Raw genomic sequence first — 20,499 nt, 5'->3', positions numbered from 1 at the left:
GCTGGCTGGGGTGCCGAGGCCGCGATACTACTGGTGCCGGCCGCCTTCGCCCTGTCGCTGCTAGCGATCCTGGCGTCGCCGCTGCGCCGGCTGGGCAGTCTGGAGGCGGCAATGCCGGTCAGTGGCTGAACTTGGTGCCGGTGGTGATGGCGCGGCCGAGCTTGGTGCCGTCGAGGATGGCGCCGCGCAGATCGGCGCCGGTCAGGTTGGCGCCGGTCAGGTCGGCACCGGTCAGGTTCACGCCGCGCAGCACGGCACCACGCAGATCGGCATCGACCAGCTTGGCCTCGGTCAGGTTGCTCGGCATCACCTTGCCGCTGGGCTGCCCGTCCGGCTTGCGCAGCGGCAGCGGCGACAGGTCAGCATCGCGTAGCGCTGCCTCGACCAGCGTGGCCCCGTCGAGGCGCACGCCATACATGGTCGAGCCGCTGAGATCGGCCCTGCTGAGATCGGCTCCCGACATGTTCGCCAGCAGCAGCTCCGCATTCATGATCTGACTGCCCGACAGATTCACGCCGGAGAGGATTGCGGCGCGCAGGTCGCTGGCCGAGAGGTCGAGGTTAGACAGATCGTTGCGGGCGAAGTCGGCCCGTTCGCCGGCCATGCCGTTGGTGGCAATCCAGATGCTGTGCTGGTCAATCAGGAACTGGATCAGCGAGGGAATCTCGCCGCCGTCCTTTTTCAGGATGGCGCCTTCCAGCTGCGCATTGGTCATCGTCGCGGTGGACAGATCGACATTGCGCAGATTGGCGCCGCTGAGGTCGGCACCGGTGAAATCCGTGCCCTCGACCTTGGCGCCGATCATGATGGCGTTGCGCAGCTTGGCACTGCGGAATTTAGCGCCGTTCAGCTTGGCGCCGGACAGGTTCACCTCGATCATCCGGGCGCGCGAGAAATCGGCATTCTCGGCGGAGCTGACGGCGAGGTTGGCGCCGTTCAGATTGGCGCCGGTCATGCGGGCACGGTCGATGCGCGCGCCACCCAGATCGACCGCCTGATCCTCCTCGACCTCCTTGCCGTCGCGCATCACGACAATCTGGCCGGGGCGAAGATCAGCATCGGTAAAGTCGGCATCGGCCATCTGCGCCTTGCCGAGATTGCAGCCGCGCAGATCCGTCTTCCTGAAATTGGCGTTCCGCAGGTCCGCCATAAAGAAATTGCTGGCGAACAGGTCGGCTTCCGAGAAATCGACGCGCTGAAGGATGGTGTTGGTGAAGCTGCAGCGTTGCAGCACCGCGCCTTTGAGAACGCGGTCGGTAAGGTCCATATTGTCGAGGGCCAGCGCCTTGGTCATCAGGCGCTTGCCCTGCGGCTTGCCGGTAATGAACCGGCTGTGCGCCTCGATGGCACGGGTGATGGCTATGGCGGCGTTCTGCACTGTCATTGGCCGGTTCGTTGGGAAAAGAGAGGCGTTCTGCTTTATCGAATTCGCGTGAGGATGACAGAAATGAGTAAAGGAGTCGTAAACCCGTATGGCTTTTTCGTAAATTTTTAAATTCTGATCGATTCTGACTGAGAACGCGGATGATCCCTATTAACGACGACAACCCGACCGAACGCCCGGCCATCGTGACGGTGGGGCTGATCGCTGTCTGCGTTCTGGTCTATCTCTGGCAGATGACATTGGGGGAGCGTGAAGGGCAGCGTGCCATCTATGCGCTGGGGATGATTCCGGCAGCCCTGCTGGGCGGGCAGCGGCTGCATCCCGACCTTATGCTGGTCGATCCCTGGGTGACGCTGTTCAGCTCCATGTTCCTGCATGGCGGGCTGCTGCATCTGGGCGGCAACATGCTCTATCTCTGGATTTTCGGGAACAATGTGGAGGATGCGCTGGGGCGCGTCCGCTTCATCCTGTTCTACCTCGCCTGCGGTGTGGCGGCGGCGCTGCTGCAGGCGGTCGTCGATCCGGCCTCGGAGATTCCCATGGTCGGGGCCAGCGGTGCCATTTCCGGCGTGCTGGGGGCCTATCTGCTGCTGTTTCCGCGCGCCAATGTGCTGGTGCTGATTCCGCTGGGCTGGTTCACGCAGCTGCGACCGTTACCGGCCGTCTTCGTGCTGGGCTTCTACTTCGTGCTGCAGCTCATCAGCGCGGCACTGGATACGGGCGAGGCGGGCGTTGCCTTCTACGCCCATATCGGTGGCTTCGTCGCCGGCATGGTGCTGCTGCCGCTGATGAAGCGGCGCGAGGTGCCCTTGTTCTCCCAAAGGCGTCAGCCGCCGCGCCCGGCCATACGGCTCCGGCGGCGACGGCTGCGCCCCTGGGAACAGCCGCCAGAGAACCGCCGACGCGGCCCCTGGGAGTAACGCCCCAGCCTACCGCCCAAGCGCTTTCGCCAGCCGGGCGATCTCGCCATCGCTGGCACCCAGAATCTCGCGCAGCACGTCGTCCGTGTCGGCGCCCAGTGTCGGCGGCGAACGGTCGCTGCTGGTCGGCCCGCTGGCGAACTTCACCGGGTTACCGACCTGCGGTACTTCCGGTGCGGCCGGGCTGGTGAGCACGCGCTTCAGCCCACGCGCCTCGACCTGCGGATCGGCGAAGACCTGGCCGATATCGTTGATCGGCCCGCAGGGCACGGCGTGATTTTCCAGCAGCGACACCCAGTCGGATGTGGTGCGCTGCAGGACGATCTCCGCCACCTGCGGGATCAGCGTCTCGCGGTTCACGATGCGCCCGGCATTGGTCTTGTAGCGCGGGTCGCCGGACAGATGCTCCGCCCCGACCACGGCGCAGAAGCGCTGGAACTGACCGTCATTGCCGACGCCGAGGATCATGTGGCCATCGGCCGTCCTGAACACCTGATAGGGCACGACATTGGGATGCGCGTTGCCCATGCGGCCCGGCGCCACGCCGGACACCAGATAGTTGGTCGCCTGGTTGGCCAGAGTGGCGATCTGCGTGTCGAGCAGCGCCATGTCGATATACTCGCCCGCCCCCGTGCGGTCGCGCTTGATAATCGCGGTCAGGATGGCGGACAGCGAATAGAGGCCGCAGATCTGGTCGGAGATCGCCACGCCGACCTTCATCGGCTCCGCCCCCGGCATGCCGTCGGGCTGGCCGGTGATGCTCATCAGGCCGCTCATCGCCTGCACCAGGAAATCGTAGCCGGCGCGCTTGGCATAGGGGCCGGTCTGCCCGAAGCCGGTGATTGAACACCAGATCAGCTTCGGGTTCACTTGCCGGAGGCTGGCGTAATCCAGCCCGTACTTCGCAAGCCCGCCGACCTTGTAATTCTCCACCACCACATCGCACTCGGCGGCGAGGCGGCGGATCAGCTCCTGCCCTTCCGCCGAGGCCATATCGACGGTGATCGAGCGCTTGCCACGGTTGCAGGCAAGGTAATAGGCCGACAGGCCGGGATCTTCCTCGGTCGGCTCCACCAAATAGGGCGGGCCCCAGCCGCGCGTGTCGTCGCCAGCACCCGGACGTTCGACCTTGATGACATAGGCCCCCATATCGGCCAGGAACTGGGTCGCCCACGGACCGGCCAGCACGCGGGACAGGTCCAGCACCTTGATGTGGCTTAGCGGCGCTTCATAGGTCATATGTCTTGCATCCTCCCGATACGGTCTTGGCGACCTTTGCGCCGGATTGGTAGCATCGGAAGGTGTCACGATAAATAACAAGTCGCACCGGAACCTCAACGCGATGGTGCGACATTGAGGGAGGCTACCATTCCCGACGATGGTTTTATGGGTGCCGGCGATCCCGGCGCGCTCGACGCGCTCTACCGGCAGTTCCTCGACGATCCGCACAGTGTGCCGCGCGACATGGCGCGCCGGCTGGCGCAGCTTTTCGAGACAGGCGGCGCCGTGGCGCCGGCCTCGTCTGCCGGCAATGGCGGCATGGCGCTTTTGGATGAGGCCTGGCGTCTGCGCGGCCATCTGGCGGCCCGGCTCGCTCCGCTGGGCCTGACCGAACCGGCACCGGTGCCGGAACTCGATCCGGCCACCTATGGCCTGCCACCGGGTTCAGAGGCCGCGTTGCGCGCCGCCTATGGCGGGGCCATCGGCTGGGAATTCGGCCAGATCCACGATGGCGAGAAGCGCCGCTGGCTGCAGGCGCAGGCGGAAGGGGCCAGCCCCACGCCGTCCGACGCGCAGCGCCTCGCCCTGCTGGGGTTACTGGCGCGCGGCCATGCGCTGGAGGAGACACTGCAGGGCCGCCTGCCGGGCGCCAAGATGTTCGGGCTGGCCGGCGGCGATGGCTTCCTCGCCGTGGTCGAGAGCGTGATTCGCGAAAGCGTGCGCCAGGGCACGGAAGAGGTGCTGATGGGCGGCATGCATCGCGGCCGCTTCACCCTGCTGGCGACGATCTTGGAAAAGCCGTTGGTCGCGCTGGTCGCCGATCTGCTGGGCAAGCCGGCCCTGCCATCGGGGATGGAAGCCTCCAGCGACGTGCCCTACCACCTGGGCTATTCCGGCGAACGGATGATCGAGGGCAAGCGGGTCTGGCTCAGCGCCTCGCCGCACCCTTCGCACCTGCAGCTGGTCGGCGTGGTGACGCAGGGGCGCTCACGCGGTAAGCAGACGCTGCGCGGCAAGGACGGCAAGCGGCAGGTGCTGCCGCTGCTGCTGCACACCGATGCCAGCTTTGCCGGCCAGGGCATCGTGGCGGAGCTGTTCCAGCTCTCCAGGCTGCCGCCCTACGATCTGGGCGGCACGATCCATGTCATCATCAACAACCAGCTCGGCTTCACCACGATGCCGGAGGAAGGGCGCTCGGCGCGCTATTGCACCGACATCGCCAAGCTGGTCGAGGCACCGGTGCTGCATGTGAATGGCGATGATGTGGAGGCGCTGTTCCGTGCCGCCACCGTGGCCGCGCAATGGCGTGCGCGCTTCGGCTGCGACATTCTGGTCGATATCGTCTGCTACCGCCGGCTTGGCCATAACGAGATTGACGAGCCGCGCTTCACCCAGCCGCAGATGTACAGGGCGATCGACGCCCGTCCACCGCTGGCCGCGCTGTACCGGGAGGAACTGGCCGGGCGCGGGATGGATGTCGCCCCCGCCGATGCGGAAGCCGAGACGCTGCGTCAGGCGATCAAGGATTCCTTCGATGCCGCCAAGGGCTACGAGGTGAACGATCCCGGCTGGTTCCGGGGCATCTGGCAGGGCTTCCGCAGTGGCCGCGAGGCCGACATGGTGGACTTCGTCGAGACCGGCCTGCCGCTGGACGAACTGCGCGCCATCGGCAAGGCGCTGACCACTGTGCCAGAGGATTATGCGCTGGACCGCAAGGTGGCACGTTTCCTTTACCAGCGCCGGGAGAGCATCGAGACCGGCGAGGGCATCGACTGGGCGACCGGCGAGGCGATGGGCTTTGCCAGCCTGCTGACCGAAGGCTTCCCCTTGCGCTTCGGCGGACAGGATTCGATGCGCGGCGCCTTCACCCAGCGTCATCTGTTTGTCCATGATTCGGAGAATCCGCGTCGCCATTGCGTCCTCGATCCGCTGGCGGAACAAGGCGGCGTGGCCTGCGAGGCATTCAACACGCCGCTTATCGAGCATGCCGTGCTGGCTTACGAATACGGCCACACGCTGGCCGACCCGAAACGGCTGATCGTATGGGAGGCACAGTTCGGCGACTTCCTGAATGTGGCGCAGCCGGTGTTCGACCAGTTCGTGGTGTGCGGCGAGGATCGCTGGCTGCGTTCCTCCGGCCTCGTCCTGCTGCTGCCGCATGGGCTGGATGGCGGCGGACCGGACCATTCCACCGGCCATCCCGACCGGCTGCTGGGTCTGTGCGCGCGGGCCAATATGCAGGTCGCCAACATCTCCACACCGGCCAATTTCTTCCATCTGCTGCGCCGGCAGATGAAGCGCGACTTCCGCAAGCCACTGGTGGTGCTGACGCCGAAGGCGCTGTTGCGCACCAAGGCCTGCGTCTCGACGCTGGAGGAATTCGGGCCGGGCACCGGCTTCCAGTCACTGATCCCCGACGCTGGCGTGAAAAAGCCGGACAGGCTGATCCTGTGCACCGGCAAGATCTATTACGAGCTGGCGGCGGAACGCGCGGCGCGCGGGCTGGAGGGCAAGGTGGCGCTGGTCCGTCTCGAACAGCTCTATCCGCTGCCCGAGGCCAAGCTGAAGGCGCTGTTTGCCGCGCACCCGAAGGCGGAGCTGGTGTGGTGCCAGGAGGAGCCGGCGAATATGGGCTATTTCACCCATCTCGACCGGCCGCTGGAAAAGCTCGCTGGCCGCACCCTGCGCTATGCCGGGCGGCCCGCCGTGCCGACCCCCGCCGTCGGCGTGAAATACTGGCACGAGGCGGAACGCAAGGCAGTGCTGGAGTCGGCGCTGGGTTGAGGGGGCTACTCCGCTCGCCGGACCGCGCCGCTGTCGATCAGCCCGGCGATCTCGGCAGCGCTGTAGCCGGCTTCATCCAGCACGGTGCGGCTGTCTTCACCGAGGCGGGGTGCCCCTTTGCGGATCGTGGCCGGGCTGTCGGAAAAGCGCATCGGCGGGGCTGGCGTGCGGATACGTCCCTCGCTCGGATGGTCATATTCCCGGAAGAAGCCGGTCTCGGCCAGATGGCGGTCGGCCAGCACATCCTCCAGGCTGTTCACCGGCATGGCCGGGATGTCGGCCTGCTCCAGCGCTTCCAGCCAGTCGGCGCTGGTCCGCGACGGCATGATCCCGGCGACCATCTGATACAACTCGCCAATGACGCGGCTGCGCAGGCCGGCATCGTTCACGCGCGGGTCGTCCAGCATCTCCGGCCGATTGGCGAGTGTGAAGAAGCTGCGCCACTGCTTCGTCGTGTAGGGCAGCACGGTGACGTATCCATCCGCCGTGCGGTAGGGCTTGCGGTGCGGCGCCAGCAGCCGCTGATAGCCCATCGGCCCTTCGGCAGGCTCGAACACGGCGCCGGCCAGATGCTCGACCAGCATGAAGGAGGCGAGGCTCTCGAACATCGGCACCTCGACCGACTGGCCGCGCCCGGTACGCACCTTGTGCACGATGGCGGTCAGCAGTGCGATGGCGACATGCAGCCCCGCCGTCTTGTCGGCCAGGATGGCGGGCACGAAGGCCGGCTCCTCCGTCAGCCCCTGACGGCGGGTCAGGTCGGCCGCCCCGGACATCGCCTGGATGATATCGTCATAGGCCGGCTTGTCGGCATAGGGGCCGCCGCTGCCATAGCCCCAGGCCGAGCAATGGATGATTTCCGGGTTCGCCCGTTTCAGCGTCTCGTAGTCCAGCCCCAGCTTGGTCATCGCCTGCGGGCGCATAGAATGCACGAACACATCCGCCGTTGATACCAGCCGCATCAGCACGTCCCGCGCGGTGGGCTGCTTCAGATCCAGCACGATGCTGCGCTTGTTGCGGTTGGAATTCAGGTACACTGCGCCCATGCCGGGATGGCGGGCCGGGGCGGCGGCGCGCATCACGTCGCCCTCCGGCGATTCGATCTTGATCACATCCGCCCCCATGTCGCCCAGCATCTGCGTGGCGTAGGGGCCGAACACGACCGAAGTCAGGTCGAGGATGCGGATGCCGGTAAGGGCGCCAGTCTTGGTGTGACCGGTTGCGGCTTGATCGGGCATGGGGTTTCCGTCCGTTTTGTTTTGTCGCTATCCAAGCGCCGGCGCGCCGCAAAGGCAATGGGGCAGGTAACGCCATAGAAATCAGATGCTTGCGCGGTCGCTAACAGGGTGTGGTTATATGCGCGCCGACTTTATTCGGTATTCAATTGCATACATGGTTGTGAAGACGGTTTCGATCTGCAAAAATCCTTTTCAAGTTCGGCTCGTCAATAGGGCCGGTAATGAAGAAAGAAGACCTTGGGAGGTTACGGATGAAAGTTAAGACGCTTGCTGGCGTCGCCACGATGGCGGGCGCCCTCCTCATCACCGGCATGCCGGCTCAGGCACAGACCATCGACGGGCCGTCGGTTTCCTGGAACCTGTCCACCTGGGGCACCAAGCGTGCCTTCACGGCGGGCATGGAATATGTCGCGGCGCAGGTCAGCGAGAAGACCGGCGGCAAGTTCAACATCAAGCTGCACTACGGCGAGGCGCTGTCCAAGGCGCGCGAGAATTTCGACGGCATCAAGATCGGCGCCTTCCAGGCGGCGATGTACTGCAACTTCTACCATCCGGGCAAGAATCCGGCCTCGATGGTGCTGACCATGCCGTTCCTGCCGCTGGGCGACCTCGAAGTCTCCATGCATGTGCGCGAGGCCGTGATGGCGCATCCGGCCTATGTGAAGGACATGGATAACTGGAACGCCATGACCTACATGTCCTCGCTGCTGCCGCAGTATGAGTTCATGGGCCGTGGCAACCCACCGCAGAAGCTGGAGGACTGGAAGGGCCTGCGCGTGCGTGCGGGCGGTGGCCTCGGCACCGCGATGCAGAAGCTGGGCGCGACCCTGACCACCGTTCCGGCGCCGGAAGTCTATACCGGTGTGGAGCGTGGCACGATGGATGCGGCGTCCTTCCCCTATACCTACTCGCACGCGTCCTACAAGCTGCCGGAAGTGTCCGACTGGTTCACCTCGAACATGTCGCCGGGCACCACGGAATGCGGCACGGTGTTCAACAAGGACGCCTATGCTAAGCTTCCCGACCAGTACAAGAAATTGCTGATGGACCTGAAGGCGCCGGCCTACCAGGTGCAGATCAAGGCCTATCACGACATCGACGAGAAGAACCTGCCGGCCTTCCGCGCCAAGCTGAAGGAAGTCGTCTATACCGACGCGCAGCTGGATGAGTTCCGGAAGATTGCCGCGAAGCCGGTGTGGGATGAGTGGGTCGCCGAGAACAAGGACAAGTTCGACGCCCAGGGCCTGCTGGACCTCGTGCTGGCAGAAGCCAAGAAGGCTGCGAAGAAGTAAGACTGGTCAAATGGCCGCGTTCCGCGAAGGGCGCGGCCATTTTTTCTTAATCGTGAGTCCTCTTTGCGCTCCGCCCTCTCTGGCGGAGCGTCACGTATCCGACCCGAAATCGTACCAGCGTAGGTTGGGGAGCTTGCATGGACACCAAGATCAGGCGGCCTGTCACCTGGACTCCGCAGGAGGAGGCCACCGGCGGCCGTTTAATCGACCGGCTTGACGGGATATTCCATCCTATCGAGAAATTCGTCGCCTTCCTGTCCGCCCTCTGCATCTTTGCGCTGATGGCGGTCGGCGTGATGCAGATCGTCGGGCGGCAGGTCTTCGGCACGCCGATCTTCGGCTATATCGATGCGGTGGAGATGTCGATCAGCATCTTCGCCTTCCTTGCCATCGCCTATTGCGAGCGGCTGAACGGCCATGTCCGCATGGAGCTGGTGGTCGGCAAGATGCGCGGCCGCCCCCTCTGGACGCTGGAGATTTTCGGCCAGATCGTGGCGCTGTTCGTCGTCGCGATCCTGATCTATTACGGCTGGACGCACGCGCTGCGCGCCTATGAATACGGTGATTCCACCATCGACGCGCAAATCCCCTGGTGGCCGTCCAAGATGCTGGTCGCCTTCGCCTTCCTGACCCTGTGGGTCCGGCTCTGGCTGAATCTGATTGGCTATGCCCGGCTTTTCATCAATCCCGACGCGGCGCCCATCGCTGTGCCACTGGTGGCTGATGTGAAGCAGATGGCCGAGGAGGAGGCTGCCGAGGCCGGTGCGCTGGAGCAGGAAAAGCAGAATAAGGGGAGTGCGGCGTCGTGACCGGCCTCGATAACGATACCATCGGCGTCATTGGCGTCGTCTGCATGCTGCTGCTGGTGCTATCCGGCGTGCGCATCTATATCGCCGCGGCGGCTGTCGGCCTGGTCGGGCTGGTGGCGATGATCGGCTGGGATGCCGGTGCCGGCATGATCGGCACCATCCCGCATTCCAAGGCCGTCAGCTACACGCTGTCGGTGCTGCCGATGTTCATCCTGATCGGCTATCTCGCCTTCCATGCCGGCATCACCCAGTCGCTGTTCGACGCGGCGCGGAAATGGTTCGGCTTCCTGCCGGGCGGCCTTGCCGTGGCCTCGGTGTTCGCGACGGCCGGCTTCGCCGCCGTGTCGGGCGCTTCCACTGCGACGGCGGCGGTGTTCTCCCGCGTTGCCATCCCGGAGATGCTGGCGGCGGGCTATTCCCGCCGGCTGGCGGCGGGCGTGGTGGCAGCCGGTGGTACGCTGGCAACGCTGATCCCGCCCAGCGCGATCCTGGTCATCTACGCCATCATCGTCGAGGAATCGGTCGGCCGGCTGTTGCTGGCAGGCTTCATCCCCGGCGTGGTCTCGGCGCTGATCTATGCCCTCATCATCCTGATCTGGGCGAAGCTCGATCCGAAGGTCGGCCCGGCGATCAAGGGCTATACCTGGGGCGACCGAATCAAGGCGCTGCCTGGCACGGCGCCGGTGATCTCCGTCGTGCTGATCATCTTCACCGCCATGTATCTCGGCTGGGCGACGCCGACCGAGGCCGGCGCGCTGGGTGCCTTCGTCGTGTTCATCATGGCGCTGATGCAGGGCATGCGGTACGAGGCGCTGAAGGACTCCCTGCTGGAGACGGCGAAGCTCACCGTCATGATCTTCTCGCTGATCTGGGGCGTGCTGATCTTCGTGCGCTTCCTGGGCTTCGCGGGGCTGCCGGAGCATTTCACCCAGTTCATCACCTCGCTGCCGTTCGAGCCCTGGGTGGTGATGCTGTTCATCCTGCTGGGCTATGTCATCCTCGGCATGTTCATGGATGCCATCGGCATGCTGCTGCTCACCTTGCCGGTGGTCTATCCGGCGGTTATGGCGCTGGGCTACGACTCGATCTGGTTCGGCATCATCGTGGTGAAGATGGCCGAGGTCTGCCTCGTCACCCCGCCCATCGGGCTGAACTGCTTCGTGGTGTCGGCGGTGCGGCCGGATATTCCGGTGGCCAGCGTGTTCCGTGGCGTCGGCCCCTTCGTGATCGCCGACTTCATCACGGTGGGCGTGTTCCTGATCTGGCCGGAAGTCATCACCTGGCTGCCCAACACGATGCTGAATTGACGACACCGTTCGGCTGAAGAAAAAGGGGCGCCTGGAGCGCCCCTTTTTTGTGTTCTTACCCCTTGGGTGGGGGCGGCGCATCCTCCGGCAGGTCGATCTCCATGCCCAGCAGGAAGGAACTCCAGCTCTTGCCGTGGCCGTCGAGGTTGAGGGAGCCATTCACCCCGCCTTCCAGCGCCTGTTCCATGACAAAGTTCAGTGCCTGCAGCTGCGGCACGGCATAGCGTTTCACGCCGCCCTGCACCAGCCCGGCCATGTGCGCGGCCACGGCTTCCGGCGTCAGCTGCGCTTCCAGCACTGGATAATGCGCCGGGTCATAGGCGAAGACCGCGATGTTGGAGGTGTTGTTCTTGTCGCCGGCCCTTGCATGGGCCAGTGCGCGCAGGGGGACAATTCTGCTGTTCATGGCCGGATCACCTCCGTGCGGATCGAGATGGCATCGCGCGGGATATAGGCATCATGGGTGGTGAAGCTGCGCCGCACCTCGCCGCGCACGCCGCCGCCACCTGCCGGCCCGCAGGTATAGAGCGCTTCCACCTCCCACAGCACACGGTCGGCAATGTCCCGGTCCTCGGTGCGGGCGGTGACATGGACGCGCACATCCGCCGATCCGCTGGGCGCGTTGCGCCGCACCGATTCTGCCGAGGCGTGCAGCGCGGCAACGCCGATCATGTCGATGCGCAGCTCCGCGATATCGCGCAGCCGGTGGCGCAATATGTCGGCGGCAAGCCGCCCCCGGTCTGCCGCCCCCGGCCCAGCATACGAGATGCCGGCCTCGGCGATCAGACCGCCATCGAAGGCAACCGTGACCTTCAGCGTGTCCGGCCGCGCTTTGCCGGAGGCGCCGGACAGGCCGATCCGGTTGCGGCCGTCCTCGCGCAGGGCAACGCCGGAGAAATCCGCGGTTACGTCCGGCGTCAGATAGCGGGCCGGATCATGCACCTCGTACAGTACCTGTTCCTTCACCGTGCGCGCATCGACCAGCCCGCCATCGCTATCCAGCTTGGTAATGATCGCTGTCGCGTCGCCATCCACCTCGGCCAGCGGGAAGCCGACATCCTCGACGCCCGGCACATCCTTGTAGCCGGGGTCGGCGAAATAGCCGCCGGTGACCTGCGCCGCGCATTCCAGAAGATGGCCGACCAGCGTGCCGCCGCCCAGCCGCGCCCAGTCGTCCAGCGCCCACCCATATTTATGGGCTAGCGGCGCCAGGAACAGCGACGGGTCGGCGACGCGTCCTGTGATGACGATGGCCGCGCCGCTGTCGATCGCTGGCAGGATCTGCTCGATGCCGAGATAGGCGTTGGCGGAGATGACCGGCTTGCCGACATCGGCAACCGTGCCGCCGGTATCGGCCAGCCGTGTGTCCGCTGCAATCAGGTGGCGCACATCGTCACCCTCGACATAGGCGATGGTGGGCCCGCCGGCCCCGCTCAAGTTAGCTGCCGCGCGCGCCGCCGCGGCCGGATTGGCCGCCCCCATATTGGTGATCAGGCGCGTGCCGTTCTTCGCCATGGCCGGCAGGCAGGCCCGCAGCCGGGCTTCCAGATAGCGGTTATAGCCTTTGGCGGGATCGGCGGCGCGGGCGGTCTGGGCCTGCGCCAGCGTGCGTTCGGCCAGGCATTCGAAGCCGATCCAGTCCAGCCGCCCCTGTTCGATCAGCCGCAAGGCCGGCTCCAGACGGTCGGCCCCGAAACCGGCGCCGCTTCCTATGCGCATATGTCATTCCTCCCGACATTATTTTGCGCCTACGATAGCCGCCATCGCCGGCAAGGGAAAGAAAACCGCCGGTCGTGCGTGGCTTGTCGCGGTTGTCCCCCACAGGACAGGCGCTACAATCGGCGCGCAGAACAAGAAAGAGCCGGGAGGAAACCATGAAACTGATCGAACATCTCTCGGAGCTGGCGGCCTACGCGCCGCCGGGCCATTCGCGCACCCGCAATGTGCGGCTGGTGGAGCGCGATTTCTGCGGCAGCTTCGAGATGATCCTGGGCGAGCTGGAACCCGGCGGTACCGCCGACCCGCACGACCATGCCGACGAACACCAGATCATCTTCGTGCTGGAAGGCGAATGCGAGGTGACGCTGGGTGACGACCCGATGCAGGTCTGCGGGCCGGGCACCGTCATCCGCATTCCGCCGCGTGTGATGCATGCGGTGAAGGTGATCGGGGAGAAGACGCTGAAGCTGATCGTGCTCTACAGCCCGCCCCTGCAGCCCCGCGCCGAAGAACCTTTGCCGCCGATGAAGAAAGCGAGCGCATGACCAAACCGACCGCCGATATTCTGGACCGCCTGAAGAAAATCGTCGGCCCGGCCGGCTATATCGATAATCCGGCTGATATGGAGCCCTATTGCGTGTCCTGGCGCGATGGCTGGCGGGGCGACACGCCACTGGTGCTGCGCCCGGCCTCGACCGCGGAGGTCGCGGAGATCGTGAAGCTCTGCGCCGCAGCCGGCGTGCCCATCGTGCCGCAGGGCGGCAATACCGGCCTGACCGGCGGCGGGCAGCCACATGCGGGCGGGCTGGAGGTGGTGGTCTCCACCGCCCGGATGAACCGCATCCGCGCGGTCGATACGCTGAACGACACCATGACGGTGGAAGCGGGCGTGGTGCTGACCACGATCCAGGACAAGGCGGCGGAGATGGATCGGCTGTTTCCGCTCAGCCTCGGCGCTGAAGGCTCCTGCCAGATCGGCGGCAACCTCTCGACCAATGCCGGCGGCACCCAGGTGCTGCGCTATGGCAATGCCCGTAACCTCGTGCTGGGGCTGGAAGTGGTGCTGCCCGATGGGCGCGTCTGGAACGGGCTGCGGGGCTTGCGCAAAGACAATACCGGCTTCGACATGAAGCAGCTGTTCATCGGCGGCGAGGGCTGCATCGGCATCATCACGGCGGCCGTGCTGCGGCTGTTCCCGAAGCCGCGCGAGAGTCAGACCGCCTTCGTCGCCGTGCCCGACCCCAATGCGGCGGTGAAGCTGCTGGGGCTGATGCGCAGCCGGCTGGGCGAGCAGGTGACCAGCTTCGAGCTGTTGCAGCGCAACTGCCTCGACTTCGTTTTCGACGCGCTGGATGGCCATGAAGACCCGCTGGCCGAAATCCATCCCTGGTATGTGCTGACCGAGGTGACCGGGCAGGGCGCCCCCGGCTCGCTGAAGGAGTCGCTGGAGGAAGCGCTGGCCGAGGCCATCGAGCAGGAGCTGGTGCCCGACGCGGTGATCGCTGCGTCCGGCGACCAGTCGAAGAGGCTGTGGGCGATCCGCGAGGAGCTGGCCGAGGCGCAGAAGCTGACCGGTGTGGGCATCAAGCATGATGTCTCGGTGCCGCTGTCGCGCATCGCGGAATTCATTGAGCGCGCCGATACAGCGCTGGAGAAGGCCTATCCCGGCATCCGCCCCTGCGGCTTCGGCCATGTCGGCGACGGCAACATCCACTACAACCCGATTGCCCCGAAGGACTGGGACGGCGGCGCCTTCGCCGCCGAGCGCGAGAAGGTGAACCGCATCGTCCACGACATCGTGGCGGAGATGGACGGCTCGATCAGCGCCGAACATGGCCTCGGCCGGCTGCGCCGCGAGGAGGCGGAGCTGTACAAGTCCGAGGTCGAGATGGACATGATGCGTGCCGTGAAGAAAGCGCTCGACCCGAACAACATCATGAACCCTGGAAAAATGCTTCGGCTCTGAAGCTGCAAAAAAACGCAAAAAAGAGGAAACCCGGATGGATTTCACGCTGACCGAAGAGCAGGAAAAGCTGCGCGACACGGTGCGTCGCTTCGCCACGACCGAGCTGGTCGAGATCGCCCGCAAGGTCGAGGAGGAGGACGAGCCGCCAAGCCATGACGTGGTGAAGCGCTATGCCGAACTCGGCCTGCTGGGCGTGAACATTGACGAGAAATATGGCGGCGTCGGCATGACGCATTTCGATGCCGTGCTGGTGCTGGAGGAGATGGCCAAGGTGTCGCCCGCCGTCGCCTTTCCGGTGTTCGAATCCTGCTTCGGCCCGATTCTCGCCATCGCGCATTTCGCGCCGGAGGAGCTGCGCCAGCGCATCATCCCGAAGGTCTGCGCCGGCGAGATGATCGTCGCCGTCTCGATGTCGGAGCCGGATGCCGGCAGCGCGCTGACCGACCTCACCACGCGCGGCCGTATCGAGGGTGACAAGATCGTCATCAACGGCCAGAAGCGCTGGTGTTCCGGCGCCGGGCATGCGGATGCCTATGTCGTCTATTGCCGCCTTTCGGACGAGCCGGGGGCGAAGGGCATCGGCGCCGTGCTGGTGGAGAAGGAGCGCAAGGGCTTCAGCTTTGGCAAGCGCGAGCGGCATATGGGCTTCCGCGGCATCACCAGCGCCGACATGTATTTCGACAATGTCGAGGTGCCGGTCTCCAACATGATCGTGCCGGCCGGCGGCTTCCGCAAGCTGATGGAGGCGTTCGACCTGGAACGCTGCGGCAATGCCACCATGAGCCTGGCCATCGCGCAGAGCGCGCTCGACTACGTGCTGGACTACACGCAGGAGCGCAAGCAGTTCGGCAAGCCCATTGTCGATTTCCAAGCGGTGCAGCTGCGCCTCGCCGAGATGGCGATGAAGGTGGATGCCGCGCGCCTGTTGCTCTACCGCGCCGTGATTAATGCGCAGAACGGCCTGCCCTCGATCCGCGAAAGCTCCATCGCCAAATGCTTCGCCAACGAGATGGTGCGCGAGGTCACCGGCAGCGCCGTGCAGATGATGGGCGGCTATGGCTATTCGCGCGAATATCCGATGGAACAGAAGATGCGCGATGGCTGGGGCTGGGGCATTGCCGGCGGTGCCATCGACATCCAGAAGGTGAATATCGCCGCTGCCCTGGTCGGCCGCCGCTTCGACCAGCGGCGCTAGCTTTTCGCTAGGCCGCCAGGGCCATCGCCTCGAACTGGCTGCAGGGCATCGGTCTCGCAATGCCGAAGCCCTGCAGCAGATCGATGCCGAGGTCGGCCAGCAGCGTGGCCGTCTCCTTGTGCTCCACACCCTCCGCGACCACGCGCAGGCCGAACTGCCGCGCGATCAGCACGATGGCCTCGACAATCTGCCGGTCTTCGCCATTGTGCGCGATATCGGTGATGAAGCTGCGGTCGATCTTCAGCTCCGCGAAGGGCAGGCGCTTCAGCTGCACCAGCGAGGAATGGCCGGTGCCAAAATCATCGATGGAGAAGCTGATGCCAGCCTCCGTCAGCCGGCGCATCGCCGCCGCCGCCGCCAGCGGGTCGTGCATGGCGGAATGCTCGGTGATCTCCAGGATCAGCTTGCCCGGTCCCACATCATAGTCCCGGACAATGCGCAGCACCCTGTCGACGAAGCCGGGATCGCGGAACTGCAGGGGCGAAATATTCACGGCCAGGCTGAGATTGCGCTGCAGCGACCCGCTGGCGCGCCAGATGCTCAGAATCCGGCAGGCCTCCGTCAGGGTCCAGCTTTCCAGCTCGCCCAGCAGGCCGAACCGCTCCGCGATGCCAAGGAACTCGCCGGGCAGCAGCAGGCCGCGCGTCGGGTGGTTCCAGCGGATCAGCGCCTCGACCGAGCGTATGGCGCCGACGCGGGCACAGACCTTGGGTTGCAAAAACAGTTCCAGCCCGCCCTCGGCGAAGGCATGGCGCAGATCGTGCAGCAGGTCGAACTCACGGTTCGCCGCCTCATGCATGGCCTTCTCGAAGAAGCGGAAGCGGTTGCTGCCTTCCGCCTTGGCCTCGTACATCGCCTTTTCCGCCTGGCCGATCAGCGCCTTGGCGTCGCCTTCGGCAGCGGGAAAGACGGTGATGCCGATGCTGACGGTGATCGCAACCTCGCGCTCCCTCAGGACAAGAGGCTGCCAGAGCCGCTTGCGGAACTGGTCGATATGCTGGATCAGCAGCGCATTCTCGCCGGGGTTTTCGATCACCACGACGAACTTGTCGCCGCTGAAGCGGGCGATGACGCCGGCATCGGGAAAATTCTGCTGCAGAATCGCTGCCAGCTGCCGCAGGATTTCGTCGCCGGCGGCATGGCTGAGCGAGGCATTGATCAGCCGGAAATTGTCCATGTCGATGAACAGGACGGCGCATCTTTCGCCGATCTGCGCGCAGCGCCCGAGAATACGCTCAAGCCGCTCCACCAGCACGAACCGGTTGGCGAGACCGGTCAGCTGGTCGGTCAGCGCCAGCTGCATCAGCTCCTCATTCGCCTGCTGCAGGGATTCGTTGAGCGTGTTGGTGGTGACCTCGTACCGGCTGTCGAACAGGGCGGCGATCAGCGTGCCGCCCAGCACCACGATGGAGGTTATGGCGACCGTCCAGACCAGCCAGGGCTGGGCGTCGTCGCCTGCGGCGAGGCAGATGCTGCCAAACGGGAAGTTGGCGGCCAGCATGCCGGTGTAATGCATGCTGGCGATGGCCAGCCCCATGATGCCGGCGGCGACAAGCCGGTACAGCAGCAGCGGGCCGTGCGGATGGCGGCTGAGGTGGAAGGCGATAAAGAGGGCGGCAGTCGCGGCAGCGATGGCGATAACGACGGACAGCGCGAAATAGACCGGCTGATAGACGATGCCGGGGGCCATCAGCATGGCCGCCATGCCGACATAATGCATCGCGGCGATGGCCAGCCCCATCAGCACGCCGGCGGTCAGCAGCCGGCGCATCGGCAGTTCCGGGCTGCGGATCTGCATCAGCGCGAAGCCCGACAGGGCCGTGGCGATCACCAGCGACAGCAGCGTCAGCCCGAGGTCGTAGCCCAGCGGGATCGGCAGGTCGAAGGCCAGCATGCCGATGAAATGCATCGACCAGATGCCAGTGCCCATCGAGAGCGCACCGACGCCCAGCCACAACCCGCCCTTCGCCGAGGCGACGATACGCTGCGACAGCGTCAGCGTCGTATAGGAGGCCAGTGCCGCGACCAGCACCGACAATGCAACCAGGGCTGCATCGTGGCTACCGTTCAGCATGGCGCCTTGCGGGAATGACAGGATGAATTCCGTCACGGTCGATGCAGACCTTCGATCTGGGGAATCGGTATCGGGGCGATGGCGCCGGCTGCAGGTCAAAGCAAAACGGCGCCGCTTTCATCACTAGTTATGACAGGAAGAGGTTAAGGCCGCCTTAACCGAAAACAGTTTCAGGCATGACCGGCGCGGCGCAGCCGGTTGATCGCCAGATCGAGGGCCGAGAGGAAGCTGGAACGGTCCTTCGCGGAGAAGGGCCGGGGGCCGCTGGTGACCTGGCCGGCGGCGCGCAGATCGGTCATCAGGTTGCGGGTCGCCAGCGCCATGCCGATGGCGGCCTCGCTGAACGGCTTGCCGTTCGGGCCGATGACCGTGGCACCAGCCTTCACGCAGCGGCTGGCCAGTGGCACGTCGGCGGTGACCACGATATCGCCGGTGCCGACATTTTCGGCGATCCAGTTGTCGGCGGCATCGAATCCGTCATCGACGACGACGCGGCGGAACAGCGGATTGGGCGGCACGGCGATATAATCGTTGGCGACGATGATGACGGGCACGCCATAGCGCTCCGCAACGCGGTAGATTTCCGCCTTCACCGGGCAGGCGTCGGCATCGACATGGATGGTGATGGGCTTTTTCGGCTCGCTCATGCCGCAGATATAGCGGCAAGCCTGCTCGGGGGCAAAGTCAGACGGCGCGCGAATGCTTCGCCTTGCCGGTGGCGAGGTAGGCATCGAACACGCAGGCGACGCTGCGCAGCAGTGGCCGCGCCTCTTCCGGCACGGTCAGTATCTCGCCTTCGATCTGTACCAGCCCGTCCGCCGCCAGCGTCTCAAGCGCCATGCGCTCTCCGCTCAGATCCAGGGAAAGGCCTGCGTCGCGCTGCATCGCCGCCAGATCGACGCGCAGATGGCACATGATCTGTTCGATGATGGCGCGTCGCAGCCGGTCCTCGGCGGACAGTGCGATGCCGCGCGCGACCGGCAGCCGGCCCTCGCCGATGGCCTTGCGGTATTCCGGCATCGCCGTGACGTTCTGGATATAGCCTTGTGGCAGGGCACCGATGGCCGAGGCGCCGAAGCCGATCAGCATCTCCGTCGGATCGACGGTATAGCCCTGGAAGTTGCGGTGCAGCCTGCCTTCCCGCAGCGCCGCCACCAGCGGGTCGCTGTCCTTCGCGAAATGATCGAGGCCGATGCGCACATGGCCCGCTTCAACCAGAAGGTCGGCGATCGCTTGCTGCTGGCGGAAGCGCTCATCGCGGCCGGGCAGGGCGTGGCCGGGGATCAGGTTCATGTGCGGCTTCATGTGCGGCACATGGGCATAGCCAAACACCGCCAGTCGGTCCGGTCGCAGCGGCAGGATGCACTCCACCGTGTGCAGCACGCGGGACACCGTCTGGAAAGGCAGGCCGTACATCAGGTCGATATTGATGCGGTCCACCCCTTCGGCCCGCAGGGCGGCCATGGCTTCGGCCGTGCTGGACAGCGGCTGGATGCGATTCACCGCCTCCTGTACCTGGCGGTTCACATCCTGCACGCCGATGCTGGCGCGGTTCACGCCGATGCTGGCGAAGGCGCGCACCGTCTCGTAGGAAAGACCGCGCGGGTCGATCTCCACGGCCACTTCCGCATCCGGCGCCTTGTTGAACAGGCCCCAGACGAAATCGCCCAGCCGGCGGATATCGTCGGGGATCAGCATGGTGGGCGATCCGCCGCCGAAATGCATGTGGCTGACCGTGCGGCCCGGTCCCAGCCGTTTGGCAACCAGCGCGATTTCCTGCTTTAGCAGCTCGAAATAGGTGGCGACGGGCTCATAGCGGTTCACCACGCGGGTGTGGCAGCCGCAGAACCAGCACAGGCTGTCGCAGAACGGGACATGGAAATAGAGCGACAGCGGCTGTGCCGGGTCGAGCGCTTCCAGCCAGGACCCATAGGCTGCCGCGTCGATGCCGGCATGGAAATGCGGCGCCGTGGGATAGCTGGTGTAGCGCGGCACCGGCTGGTCGTATTTCGCGAGAAGATCGGGCGTCATCATGGCGCGAATTTAACGCCACCGACCGCCATGAACCTTGACCTGGATCAAGTTTCAACCGGGATCGTTCTTGCCGGGGAGAGGCATTTCAGGAATAAAATCAAACCGATGATCAAATGGGTCGATATCGTTGCCCCTGAACTGCGCGAAATCCACCGGCACTGGTGCGAATTGCGCGGGCCGCGCCTCATGCCGCATCTCGGTGTCTATAACGCCTTCTCGCCGGTGACCTCAGCGGACAGTACGGTGAGCGCGGTGCTGCCCGGCGGCGATGCGGAGCCGGTGTTCCGCTTCGTCGGCCGGGAGGTGCGCATGCTGTTCCCGCAGTGCGAGGCAGGGCGCGCTTTCTCCAAGGTCTCGCATCTGACAACGCGCGGGACCATCGTGAATGTGTTTCATGGCGTGCGCCATGCGCGCCAGCCGGATTGCCGGCGCGGGGTCGTGCGGCTGGGCGACAGGAGCCTGCCGTTCGAGCAGCTTGTCCTGCCCTTCGCCAACGACCAGATTCGCGTGTGTCTGATCCATTCCTGTTTCGCAGTCTGGTCGTAAGGGGGGAGGG

At 65.2% G+C, this 20,499-nt stretch carries 17 protein-coding genes; 9 read left to right on the top strand and 8 right to left on the bottom strand.

Translation table 11 applies throughout. The features are described 5' to 3' along the window. Positions 1–118: 118 nt before the first annotated feature. Positions 119–1,384 carry a pentapeptide repeat-containing protein gene (locus MK313_RS11135; RefSeq protein WP_287781596.1) on the bottom strand — a complete coding sequence of 422 codons (1,266 nt, stop codon included), beginning with the start codon at positions 1,382–1,384 and terminating at the stop codon, positions 119–121. 140 nt (positions 1,385–1,524) lie between these two features. On the opposite strand from MK313_RS11135, the gene MK313_RS11130 reads away from it, so the two are divergent. After that, complete coding sequence (locus MK313_RS11130) at positions 1,525–2,304, top strand: rhomboid family intramembrane serine protease (RefSeq protein ID WP_287781594.1); 780 nt, start codon at positions 1,525–1,527, stop codon at positions 2,302–2,304. A gap of 9 nt (positions 2,305–2,313) precedes the next feature. Here MK313_RS11130 and MK313_RS11125 read toward each other — a convergent pair whose 3' ends face one another. Beyond that, positions 2,314–3,543 (bottom strand): CaiB/BaiF CoA transferase family protein, encoded by a 1,230-nt coding sequence (locus MK313_RS11125; protein WP_287781592.1) that lies wholly within the window; start codon positions 3,541–3,543, stop codon positions 2,314–2,316. Positions 3,544–3,690: 147 nt separating this feature from the next. On the opposite strand from MK313_RS11125, the gene MK313_RS11120 reads away from it, so the two are divergent. Further along, entirely contained in the window at positions 3,691–6,309 is a 2,619-nt protein-coding gene (locus MK313_RS11120; RefSeq protein WP_287781591.1) for a 2-oxoglutarate dehydrogenase E1 component, read from the top strand. Positions 6,310–6,314: 5 nt separating this feature from the next. Here the strand turns inward: MK313_RS11120 and MK313_RS11115 are convergent, their stop codons facing one another. Further along, positions 6,315–7,547 (bottom strand): CaiB/BaiF CoA transferase family protein, encoded by a 1,233-nt coding sequence (locus MK313_RS11115; protein ID WP_287781589.1) that lies wholly within the window; start codon positions 7,545–7,547, stop codon positions 6,315–6,317. Positions 7,548–7,798: 251 nt separating this feature from the next. Here MK313_RS11115 and MK313_RS11110 point away from each other — a divergent pair, with 251 nt between their 5' ends. The 3 genes from MK313_RS11110 to MK313_RS11100 all read left to right on the top strand — a co-directional run bounded on the left by MK313_RS11110 (position 7,799) and on the right by MK313_RS11100 (position 10,955). Beyond that, positions 7,799–8,839, top strand: coding sequence for a C4-dicarboxylate TRAP transporter substrate-binding protein (locus tag MK313_RS11110; RefSeq protein WP_008944056.1), 1,041 nt, complete (start codon positions 7,799–7,801; stop codon positions 8,837–8,839). 137 nt (positions 8,840–8,976) lie between these two features. Beyond that, positions 8,977–9,648 (top strand): TRAP transporter small permease subunit, encoded by a 672-nt coding sequence (locus MK313_RS11105; protein WP_287781586.1) that lies wholly within the window; start codon positions 8,977–8,979, stop codon positions 9,646–9,648. After that, entirely contained in the window at positions 9,645–10,955 is a 1,311-nt protein-coding gene (locus tag MK313_RS11100; RefSeq protein ID WP_008944058.1) for a TRAP transporter large permease, read from the top strand. Before MK313_RS11105 ends, MK313_RS11100 begins: the two co-directional genes overlap by 4 nt. A gap of 55 nt (positions 10,956–11,010) precedes the next feature. Here MK313_RS11100 and MK313_RS11095 read toward each other — a convergent pair whose 3' ends face one another. Further along, complete coding sequence (locus MK313_RS11095) at positions 11,011–11,361, bottom strand: hypothetical protein (protein WP_287781584.1); 351 nt, start codon at positions 11,359–11,361, stop codon at positions 11,011–11,013. Further along, positions 11,358–12,674 (bottom strand): acyclic terpene utilization AtuA family protein, encoded by a 1,317-nt coding sequence (locus MK313_RS11090; RefSeq protein ID WP_287781582.1) that lies wholly within the window; start codon positions 12,672–12,674, stop codon positions 11,358–11,360. The genes MK313_RS11095 and MK313_RS11090 overlap by 4 nt, the downstream gene beginning before the upstream one ends. A 155-nt stretch (positions 12,675–12,829) precedes the next feature. Between MK313_RS11090 and MK313_RS11085 the strand changes: the two genes are divergently transcribed. From MK313_RS11085 to MK313_RS11075, 3 genes are read left to right on the top strand one after another with little or no spacing between them, the layout of a single operon-like run. Next, positions 12,830–13,219 (top strand): cupin domain-containing protein, encoded by a 390-nt coding sequence (locus tag MK313_RS11085; protein WP_121220806.1) that lies wholly within the window; start codon positions 12,830–12,832, stop codon positions 13,217–13,219. Beyond that, positions 13,216–14,640, top strand: coding sequence for an FAD-binding oxidoreductase (locus tag MK313_RS11080; RefSeq protein ID WP_287781580.1), 1,425 nt, complete (start codon positions 13,216–13,218; stop codon positions 14,638–14,640). The genes MK313_RS11085 and MK313_RS11080 overlap by 4 nt, the downstream gene beginning before the upstream one ends. Before the next feature lie 34 nt (positions 14,641–14,674). Next, positions 14,675–15,835, top strand: coding sequence for an acyl-CoA dehydrogenase family protein (locus MK313_RS11075; RefSeq protein ID WP_287781578.1), 1,161 nt, complete (start codon positions 14,675–14,677; stop codon positions 15,833–15,835). A gap of 7 nt (positions 15,836–15,842) precedes the next feature. On the opposite strand, the gene MK313_RS11070 is transcribed toward MK313_RS11075, so the two are convergent. From MK313_RS11070 to hemN, 3 genes are all read right to left on the bottom strand, one after another. Further along, the gene (locus MK313_RS11070; protein WP_287781576.1) at positions 15,843–17,909 is read right to left on the bottom strand and encodes a putative bifunctional diguanylate cyclase/phosphodiesterase; all 2,067 of its coding nucleotides are present in this window, start codon (positions 17,907–17,909) and stop codon (positions 15,843–15,845) included. A gap of 170 nt (positions 17,910–18,079) precedes the next feature. Next, positions 18,080–18,556: a YaiI/YqxD family protein gene (locus MK313_RS11065; RefSeq protein WP_008944065.1), complete on the bottom strand. Its 477-nt coding sequence runs from the start codon at positions 18,554–18,556 to the stop codon at positions 18,080–18,082. A gap of 37 nt (positions 18,557–18,593) precedes the next feature. Then, positions 18,594–19,943 carry an oxygen-independent coproporphyrinogen III oxidase gene (gene hemN / locus MK313_RS11060; protein WP_287781574.1) on the bottom strand — a complete coding sequence of 450 codons (1,350 nt, stop codon included), beginning with the start codon at positions 19,941–19,943 and terminating at the stop codon, positions 18,594–18,596. Between the two features lie 105 nt (positions 19,944–20,048). On the opposite strand from hemN, the gene MK313_RS11055 reads away from it, so the two are divergent. Then, positions 20,049–20,489, top strand: coding sequence for a hypothetical protein (locus MK313_RS11055; protein ID WP_008944067.1), 441 nt, complete (start codon positions 20,049–20,051; stop codon positions 20,487–20,489). Positions 20,490–20,499: the final 10 nt, after the last annotated feature.

The organism is Oceanibaculum sp., assembly GCF_022449305.1.
GTDB classification, from domain to species: Bacteria; Pseudomonadota; Alphaproteobacteria; order Oceanibaculales; family Oceanibaculaceae; genus Oceanibaculum; species Oceanibaculum indicum.
Note: the sequence above shows the minus strand (reverse complement) of the source record. Positions and strands in the feature narration are given on the sequence as shown.